The 8185-nt window shown below is 29.1% G+C and carries 8 protein-coding genes; 3 read left to right on the top strand and 5 right to left on the bottom strand.

The window, feature by feature from the left end; genetic code table 11:
* From ACOYLP_RS09425 to ACOYLP_RS09415, 3 genes are all read left to right on the top strand, one after another.
* On the top strand, nt 1-1490 hold a 1490-nt coding region (locus ACOYLP_RS09425; protein WP_422855922.1), incomplete at its 5' end, for a glycoside hydrolase family 19 protein.
* Nucleotides 1483-2319 carry a hypothetical protein gene (locus tag ACOYLP_RS09420; protein ID WP_422855921.1) on the top strand — a complete coding sequence of 279 codons (837 nt, stop codon included), beginning with the start codon at nt 1483-1485 and terminating at the stop codon, nt 2317-2319. The genes ACOYLP_RS09425 and ACOYLP_RS09420, both read left to right, overlap by 8 nt.
* Nucleotides 2320-2696: 377 nt before the next feature.
* Complete coding sequence (locus tag ACOYLP_RS09415) at nt 2697-3881, top strand: pentapeptide repeat-containing protein (RefSeq protein ID WP_422855920.1); 1185 nt, start codon at nt 2697-2699, stop codon at nt 3879-3881.
* Between the two features lie 116 nt (nt 3882-3997).
* Here the strand turns inward: ACOYLP_RS09415 and ACOYLP_RS09410 are convergent, their stop codons facing one another.
* The 5 genes from ACOYLP_RS09410 to ACOYLP_RS09390 all read right to left on the bottom strand — a co-directional run.
* On the bottom strand, nt 3998-4747 hold the full coding sequence (locus ACOYLP_RS09410; RefSeq protein WP_422855919.1) for a hypothetical protein: 750 nt from the start codon (nt 4745-4747) through the stop codon (nt 3998-4000).
* A gap of 122 nt (nt 4748-4869) precedes the next feature.
* Nucleotides 4870-5811 (bottom strand): hypothetical protein, encoded by a 942-nt coding sequence (locus ACOYLP_RS09405; RefSeq protein ID WP_422855918.1) that lies wholly within the window; start codon nt 5809-5811, stop codon nt 4870-4872.
* Nucleotides 5812-6682: 871 nt separating this feature from the next.
* Nucleotides 6683-6922: a hypothetical protein gene (locus ACOYLP_RS09400; RefSeq protein ID WP_422855917.1), complete on the bottom strand. Its 240-nt coding sequence runs from the start codon at nt 6920-6922 to the stop codon at nt 6683-6685.
* Between the two features lie 48 nt (nt 6923-6970).
* Nucleotides 6971-7447: a hypothetical protein gene (locus ACOYLP_RS09395; protein ID WP_422855916.1), complete on the bottom strand. Its 477-nt coding sequence runs from the start codon at nt 7445-7447 to the stop codon at nt 6971-6973.
* Between the two features lie 186 nt (nt 7448-7633).
* The coding region (locus ACOYLP_RS09390; protein WP_422855915.1) for a hypothetical protein at nt 7634-8185 on the bottom strand (552 nt) is incomplete at its 5' end.

The following is an 8185-nucleotide window of genomic DNA, read 5'->3' as shown; positions in this document are numbered from 1 at the left end:
TGGTGGTAGCCACGCCAGAGAATTACGATCCTAAAAGCCAACGCATCTTGGTGTCGGTTAACAATAATGTAGCCGAGGCTACCTATAACCCACAAACCAAAAATATAACTGCAAAACTGGATGCCCCATCAACAAATGCTAACCATCCACTGGCGGCACAACTGCCTCAAAACCCTGATGTACGAGTAAAAGTATTTGTTTATGACTTTATAAAAGACCGAATACTAGGAGCTAAACTGCAAGAGTTTGAATTGAATCCACAAACATTTGATTACAAAGCTACGGATGAAATGGTAGGTACAGCTCCAGTTATATTGGGAAATTTTGATTTAATAGAAGTTAGGGATAAGGCTATGAAAGAGGAGAAGATTACAATAAAACCGAGACAAATTGTAAAAATTGAAGTAAGTAAAGGAGTAAGTATTGATGCTCTGAACAAAGAGTTTACAGTTGATATTTTCTTGGATAAATTAACTCCTGACAATATATCTTTAAACCAAACTGTGGAAGTGGAGATAGATAAAACTAAAACTATTGCCAAAAGCTATCCTGCAAAAGATAAAAAGGAAAATCAATTGTATGCTAAAGTAAAAGTGAAGTTTCCAACAGTGCTAGCCGAAACGCAAACGTATGATTTGACTGCTTGGATTGTAGATAATTCTGTTTCTAATGTACCAAAATATGGTAATTCTAAAATTATAAAAGTAAAAGTAAATAAAGATGGAAGTGTTAGTGAGGTTAAGGAAAATTTAGCTAGATATGAGGAAATAACTTTAAAACAGATTGAAGCTATTTATGGGGTTATAAAAAACCAAAAAGAGTTTAGACAGGAAATAGTCGACAACTTAAACAAATACATTAAATTAAGCATAGAAAACAAACAACTTATTCATGTTGATACACCTTTACGAAAAGCTCATTTTTTTGCTCAAGTTGGGGCTGAAACTTTAGGGATTAATTCAGATTGGATGGTTGAATCCGATGTTTATCATTATAAAGTTGACAGTAGTATAGCTGCATTTGGAGCTAGAGCCAAAAAATTAAAAAGTTTAGGAAAGTTAGAGGAATATTGCAAAGAACGACCTCAAAAAAAATTATTAAACTATGTTTATGCTGCTGAAAACAAACCTGATCTTGGGAATGGAGATGAGGCAAGTGGAGATGGTTATACATATAGAGGTAGAGGGTTATTTCAATTAACAGGAAGGAATAATTATAAAAATGCTTCAAATACGTTAAAAGAAATATTTCCAAATGAATATCAAGATTTGGAGGCCAACCCAGACTTAATAAAAGAACCGAAGTATATGGTTTTGAGTGCTATTGCTTATTGGGAAAAGAATAAAGTTTGGAAATTTGCAGATCAGATTGATACTCCAAAAGATAAAGAAATAAAAATAATTAGAGCAAAAGTTAATGGTGGAACAAAAAATTGGGAAAATTGTAAAAAATATTTCATTAATGGATTAAAAGCTTTTAGTTATGTTTAAAAATATAAAATTATTTCAAAACACTATTTTCATAATTATCATTTATTTAATTTTTACATTAAATTTAGAATCTCAAATAACTGAAAACACTATAAATATTGAGCCTCATGTAGGGCTAAAATTTCATTTATTTGACAATATTGTAGGTTATAAGCACACTTTTTATGGAGATATTAAAAACATTGATAGTTTGGAATGCTTAGAATTCAAAAAAACTAATATTCAAGTTAAAAATAATTCTACTTTTTGTTTATTAAAAATAAAAAATTTAAAATGGGTTGGCGATTATTATTATGAAATTATAGATACAATTAATGTACGGTCTGATAGAGTTAAATTTTTTTCATTTAAAGAAGAAATTATTGGTAATAAAGTTAAATTAAAAGCTATCTGCGAAAAGAAGATACTAAAAACTTGGGTTTTTAATAAAAGAGAGTTTAATATTGACGGATTATGGCGTATGTCTTGTTCAAACACGTTAACCACTTTTGATATTAATAAGACTTTTGGTTATTTATCATTATACTACGGAGCTATATATATAAATATTAGTATTGAAAAAAATAAACTAAAAGAAAACGAATATTTTATCAAATATAGCAGTATTGCATCTCAACGAGTAGACTATGAAAATGCAAAATCTATTAAGGAAAGTGAAATTTCAAAATCTGAAATAATAGGAAAGCTTATTAAAAACAAAAAAAATCTTATTTTGAATTGGTATGGTCTATACAACACAAAAACTAAACAAAGAGAATTTGTTAATGATGCTGTGTTTATTATAGAAAATGATGATAACAGTAATATTATTTTTAAAAAGTGTGAATAAATGTACCCAGCTCCGCAAAGAGTTCCTCCAAAAAGCTTTGTAAAGTCATGAGACTTTGCGAAGAATAGTGTCATAAAAAGAACTCTTTATTTTAGCTTATTTTTTTACTTGTTTTGAATATTATGTTTTATCCTTAATCCATTTTATTGGGGAATGCAATCAAATAAAGTAAACACAGCTAGCGGATTTATAACCGTGCTATTACTGCAATATTATTTTATGGCGAAACTTTAGGTTGTTAATAATAACTATTTTTAGAAAACGGAATGTTAGCTAGAATTTAGTATCGGCAAGGATTACAAATCCGCCATCGGGATTATAACAAAACAGGAAAGCCGATGCCTGAGGAAGTAAGTTGGAGATAAAAATTTAAAAATATGAAAGAAATAAATAATGATAGCGACTTAAATAATTACTTACGTGACGAATATTTTTTAAAAACAGATAGTTGTCATGTTAAAATTCCATGTACAATCAGTTCAAATGAAATGTTGTATCATAATTTTAATTATTGGATTTTTGAAAAAGATGTTAATTTCAATGGAGAATTTAAAAATAGAGTAGAATTTAATAATTGTACATTCAAAGGTAATGTTAGTTTTAAAGATGTTACTTTCACAAACAAAGTAAAAATATTTTCTTGTCAATTTAAAAGTACAGTAAATTTTGGAAATACAAAATTTGGAGATTTAGCAGATTTCTGGAATACGAGTTTTTTTAAAAAGGTTATTTTTTATAAAACAGATTTTAATGGAATTACAGTTTTTGCTATTACAAAATTTCATGAGAACGTATTGTTTACATATACTTTAATCAATAAAGTTGCCATTTTTAGACACACTAAATTTAATAAAGGTCTTGACTTGTCTTTAGCAATAATATCAGGTTCATGTAGTTTTTTCGATATAAAACTTGAAAATTATAAAACTGTTAACGATTTTGATGAAGAAGAGAAATTTGAACATGCAGTATCCGAGGAGGGAGAAATTACAATTAACAATAAAAGAGAAACCTTCAGAATAATAAAAAATCAGCTTAAATCACAAGGAAGTAATTTTGATGCAATTAAGTACTCAAATTGGGAAACCAAAGTGTATAATAAACAAATTCTTGATAAGTTCTTTAACTCTAATATGAATTTAAATTCTTATTGGTTTTCAAAATTTAAAAAGTGGATTTTAAATTCTTTAAAAAATAAAAAAAATATATTCTATAAACCTTATGGAGATTTATTTATTCTTTTTTTCAATTATATTTCAAATAATCATGGTAAATCTTGGACTCGTGGATTTTTATTTACCATCATATTTGGATTTTTGTTTTTTAACCTATCTATAATTTATACTGATATTTATCTTTTTGATATCAAATGTAATGCGATTGGAAAAATTGAACATCAATTTCAATATTTTATTCAATTTATTAATCCAACTCATGATATTGACTATTTGAAATATTTTAATCCCACAAATTTTTTCTATTTCTATGATTTTTTTGGAAGACTATTAGTGGGTTATGGAATTTATCAAACAGTACAAGCATTTAGAAAATTCAAATCTTAATTACAGCTTCATTTGCCATAATTTCTGAATCTTAAATTCTTGCCTAATTACTTCCATGCATTGGCATTCCTGTTATTTAAAGCTGAGAAATTGAAATACTTCGTGGAGTTTATTTTTTACCTCACCGGAGCAACCATTTTTTCTAATATCGTATTTCCGCTTTGCTTCCAGTTTACAGTGCCTTTTAGTAGCCAACTGTTGCCAAAAAATAACAAAGCTGTGGTTTCAAAAATGAAAGTAGAATAGGCAGAGTATGCGTTAGACGGATAAATATGTTTGAGCCCTAATCCCAATCCTATTAAGGCTATACTAATAACTATGCCCCAGCCACTTATTTTGTATATCTTGTTTCTGTAGCGTTTTTTGGCGTCAAAATCTTTAGGTACTATTTTATCATCTGATTTTTGAAAAATAACAAAACAAAACACTGCAAAACACCCGAATAAAAGGAAAGCACTACCAAAATGAATGTACTGAAACCAGTCTTTCCAAACGGTAGTTATGACATAGATATTACCATTAAAATTGTTATCAAAGACAGTTGGAAAAGCAGCTACCTCTAGAGCAAAAAAACCAGCTAGTGTAGATACTTTATTAGCCAAGGGAAAATGCGCTTCGTGATAGGTAATTAAAACAATACCCAATACACTTAACACGCCTACAAAGGCAAGATGCATATAACTATAGTAATAAATACTAATGGATTCCTGCAGCCAAAAAGGATTGCCCATGCATCGATTTCCAATGATTAACGCAAAGGGCAGGCCAATGCCAAGTAGGCCTATGAGTTGTCGTAATATCAAATAGGATTTAATATAATCGCCATCTGTTTGTCTAAAGCTTGTAGTACTTTGGATGTCATTCATAGGTTTGTAGTTATTTTGCTTACAATGATGAGATGTAAATTTTAGAATTAGTTTTACATTCAATTTTTTCTTTCTATTGACTATGCCGAAGTTTAGTGCATGAGCAAAGTGTAATTATAATTCTATTGTTGTTCATCGATAATTTGTTGATTTTCCTGTGTAGTAATTTCAATCTCCCTAATTCTTAAAAGTCCGTTTGTAATTGCTGGTTCAAACTCTTTTTTGATTTTGTCAAGAATCGATTCGTTTGCCTCCTCGTTTGGTTTTATTATTAGAACAAGAAATAAATAGGCATTTACTCTTTTGATATTTCTGTAATAATTGATTTTGCTAAGCATTAAATAAAGCCGTTCACGTAACATCATCATATTACGATTTTTAATTTTCATTTCAATAAATATTTCAGTGTCTATTGTCTTGATGTAACCATCAAATATGGGACTAAATTCACTTACCGGATCAATTTGCTGAAATTGATTGGTGAATTTTGCATCACTAATAAATGGAAGTTGACTTAATCCTTCTGTAACTAAAAATTTAGGAAGTGCAACTTCTTCATATCGTTTTGAATTTATGAAACGTTTTGCTGTTAAATCTTCAATTGGAGGTTTAGTCGTTGTTGCTGTAGTAGTTGATTCTTGTTCAGCTTCTTCTTCTGTTTCTTTTTGCTTTTCTGGTTCGTCTGCTTTTCTAACTGATAACATTTTAGCTAGCTCATCAGTTAAAACTAAAGTTGAGTTTGAGTTAATTTGTTTTTGAGTAATGCTTGTTGAAATTGAAATTATTTGATTTCTTAGTTCATAATTCTCTTTTTTAAGTTCTTGGTTTTTATTTTCTTTTTCCTTTACATTTCTGGAAAGGGAAATGATTTTTGCAACTGAGAAGTTGTCAAATGCTTCACTTAACACTAAAACTATCAGGAATGCAACTAGAACAATAAGCCCGGGCGATATTTGTGCTGGGGGACAAGTCCAAAAGAAGTTGAAGTAAATTAGTCCACCAATAAATATGGAAAGTAGAATTATAAGTATTCTGACAAACCAATTTGTTTTATTTGTTTCCATAATATGTATATATTTTAGTTATAATTTTTCATTAGTGTCTTTGAGTAGTCTTTATTACATTTTTAAATCAAGACTATTATAATGTGGAAATCTAATTAGAATTGTATTATGAATAAATACGTGTTTATGCGTATTGTTTGATGTTTTACCCACCGTTATTTTAGAAAAACTTATATCTGAAATTTATAACCTGTATGGCGGCTGATTTTACTATAACAAGCAATTTTTATCTAATGGAATAGCTACTTATACAAACATTAATGGATACGAGAAAAAAAATAACATATTAGTGTATTATTAACCCTATAAGATAGTGAATAGTAAAAAATGTTGCTCTGCATCCAATATATAAGGATTGTTCTCCCTGGATAACATTCATTTTTATAATACAAATAAGCGTCTCTAGACTTTAAACAATTAAATGTAAAAGACATGGCTATCCTACCAATTGTATTTTTGTTGTTCTTTTTTGTCTTTCTGTTTGTTCGAGAAATTGAACAAGACAAAAAGCGATTTCGTGAAACAAAGCGATTAGCGAATAAGCATGTTTTGAGAGAGGTAGAGCGATTTTTAAAGGATAAAGCCGGGGAAAACAAATGATTTATTATAGACTTAAATTCGTTTTGGAGATTTATATGGGCTTGATTTTTAAATCCAGTTCGAGATTAAAAAAGTCTTCTTTTAAGGTCTTAAAAATAGAGATGTTTTTTGTGACATGTTACTTTTATTTAAAACTACAACTTTAAGCCAAGAAATAACTTCGCTTAAATCATCTTAAACGAGATTGGTTTTTATACTTATTTTGAATTCTTAGTCTTTTGGAGATTTTGTACAACAGTTAGGGCTGTTGGAAGCTGGCTTTATTTTTCACTTATATTTTTCTAAATGTATCTGCAACACTTTGAATTCTTTCTGGGGTTACACTACTTGGTTGAGCTTCATAATCTTGAGCAATTTCTACAGACATATTGATAGCGCCATTAGATAATTTAACCGCGAAACCAGTTTCAGTAAAGTAATGTTCTTTGTAGTAACCAATTTCTGAATTTATTCCTCTTACAAGATTTGTTAAAGCTTGGACTCCGTTAATGTATCTGTCGGTTTTTGTCATATGTATTAATTTTATAATTATTTCTAAGTTTTGTTACCGGCTTGCTTTTTAGTTACAACCACAATCCGGTATTGGTATTTCACCTTTTTCAATTGCGCTATTTATTTCCTCATATTCGCAATCACATATTTTCTCCAATCTTGGTGAAACTTTGAATGAATAAACTGCTTGACAAACTTCTTTCCACAAATCGTTGTAATCTACAAGAATATTCCCTAAAACATCAGCTTTCGAAAGATTTAGGTTATAAATACAGTCAAGTTCATTACAACGAATCCAAGAACCTACTTTTGTTCCTTTTTCAAACCAATGCTCTGGTAATTGATACTTTGAAATATCAATTGAATAATCTGAAATTGAACCTTGTTTAGTGGTGAAATTGCAAACAGGCAAACATTTTACGTGACCTAAACTATCTTCACTTTCGAGTACTACGCAAATATGTTTTATTTTTGTTCCAGGAAGATCTGCCTTAATAATATCTCCCATTTTATATTGGTATGTGGTTTTAATTCTTTTCTTCATTTGTCATTATTCTGATTTGTAATCTTGGGAAACCTTGGCGGTAACGTTTTGCAGCTTATCGATGTTGCGAACTTCGTAACCGTTTATTTTCCATTAAAAATAAAATTTTTTCGGAACGTGAATTTACCACAAAATTCGCAATCTTGCCAAACCGCTGTTATAGCCAGTGTTTTTTTGTTTTTCATTTTATTCCAAAATAAATTTATCACACTCTTCCAAAATAAAGTCAGGAATTAGGTCATATTCGTTTGGGTCTAATTGGCAAATAAGTTCATTTTCGATATGAAAGGTTTCGTTTATAAATTTCCTTAACACACTTGGTATTTCAGCAAGATTTTCATCATAGATAAGCCTAAATATATTCAATTTTGCATAGCTATTTTCTACATTATTGTACAAAGCTTTTAAAGTTTCTAAGTCTTCTAATTTTACAAGATTTGAGAAATAATCAAAGTTCGGAAGAAAGGCTTTAATTTTGTCTATTCCTGAATTAAAATCCTGGTCAGACATTAAGTCATTTCCTATTTCTTTTCTCTGGTCTTTGCATTCTTCTCTTTTACGTTTATGAAAGAGATTAGAAAGAATTTGATATTCATTTCCTAAATCATCGATTATTTCGAAATGACGTCTTAAATATATAAGTTTTACAATTTCGTCTAAATTTGATTCTAATGCACTTTTGCAAATCTGTGCAAATGATAATATATTTTGTTTTTTAATTTTGGTTTCTGTAAGTAT

The organism is Flavobacterium sp., assembly GCF_049318325.1.
In the GTDB taxonomy this organism is placed as follows: Bacteria; Bacteroidota; Bacteroidia; order Flavobacteriales; family Flavobacteriaceae; genus Flavobacterium.
The sequence above is the reverse complement of the archived record's forward strand: the minus strand, read 5'-3'. Positions and strand labels throughout refer to the sequence as shown.

Bases quoted from the DNA above. Each gene is read 5' to 3' on its own strand.
- ACOYLP_RS09420 (WP_422855921.1), top strand. From the start codon at position 1,483: ATGTTTAAAAATATAAAATTATTTCAAAACACTATTTTCATAATTATC.
- ACOYLP_RS09415 (WP_422855920.1), top strand. From the start codon at position 2,697: ATGAAAGAAATAAATAATGATAGCGACTTAAATAATTACTTACGTGAC.
- ACOYLP_RS09410 (WP_422855919.1), bottom strand. From the start codon at position 4,747: ATGAATGACATCCAAAGTACTACAAGCTTTAGACAAACAGATGGCGAT.
- ACOYLP_RS09405 (WP_422855918.1), bottom strand. From the start codon at position 5,811: ATGGAAACAAATAAAACAAATTGGTTTGTCAGAATACTTATAATTCTA.
- ACOYLP_RS09400 (WP_422855917.1), bottom strand. From the start codon at position 6,922: ATGACAAAAACCGACAGATACATTAACGGAGTCCAAGCTTTAACAAAT.
- ACOYLP_RS09395 (WP_422855916.1), bottom strand. From the start codon at position 7,447: ATGAAGAAAAGAATTAAAACCACATACCAATATAAAATGGGAGATATT.